This is a genomic window from Microbacterium sp. Ru50, assembly GCF_002920555.1.
Taxonomy (GTDB): Bacteria; Actinomycetota; Actinomycetes; order Actinomycetales; family Microbacteriaceae; genus Microbacterium; species Microbacterium arborescens.
On record NZ_PQSV01000047.1, the window covers coordinates 1 to 687 of the forward strand.

General features: G+C 70.0%; 1 protein-coding gene. It reads left to right on the top strand.

Annotation, left to right across the window (positions count from 1 at the left end):
• Window positions 1-394 precede the first annotated feature (394 nt).
• A partial coding sequence (locus tag C3481_RS16665) for a hypothetical protein (protein WP_219817687.1) occupies window positions 395-687 on the top strand: 293 nt, incomplete at its 3' end.

Here is a 687-nt window from a genome sequence, read left to right on the forward strand (position 1 = left end):
GGAGTGGCGGAGGGAACAGCCGCACCAATCGGTGCCAGGATCACTCCCAGACCAGAAACGGCAACGGCCCAGGGGGCCTAATCCCTGGGCCGTCCGCCCCCATCTCGCGCCCACTAAGCCATCGGGCGAGACAGGAACGTTGCTCGTGCCCAGAGTACGTAGCGATGCCCCAGCATCGCCACAGCGGCCCGCCAAGGTTGCGCCGCTAACCCCTCCGCGTGAGCGGAGTGGGGTCATGATCGAGACCCCCCCTCCCGCTGCCTCCCGTGATCTTGCTCAGCCCGTGACGGGCGGGGCGGCTGAGGGGCTTGTTACATGTGCCACAACTCGCCGTGAAAACAGAACCGCAGGTCAGCGGCAGGTTGGCACCCAGCTCAGCTTCCCGACTCCAGAGATGGTCTCGGCGGCGGCCGGACTCTTCACGAAGAGGCCCGGATGGGCCGGTGAGGAGGGGCCGCGCCCGCTGCTCACGATCGCGCCCGGCGTGGTCTCCATGTCGTGGCCGGACGTCGCCCGGCGCGAGCGGACGGCTGAGCGGCTCCAGGAGACGGCCCGGAAGCGAGCCGACGAAATGGCCCGCTACCTGCTGGAACACGGGACCCTGCCCGAGGACCCCGAGCCGACCCGGACCGTGACGGAGTGGTCCCGGAAGAGCCGGGCCCGGATGACGCGGCGGCTCGCGGAGCT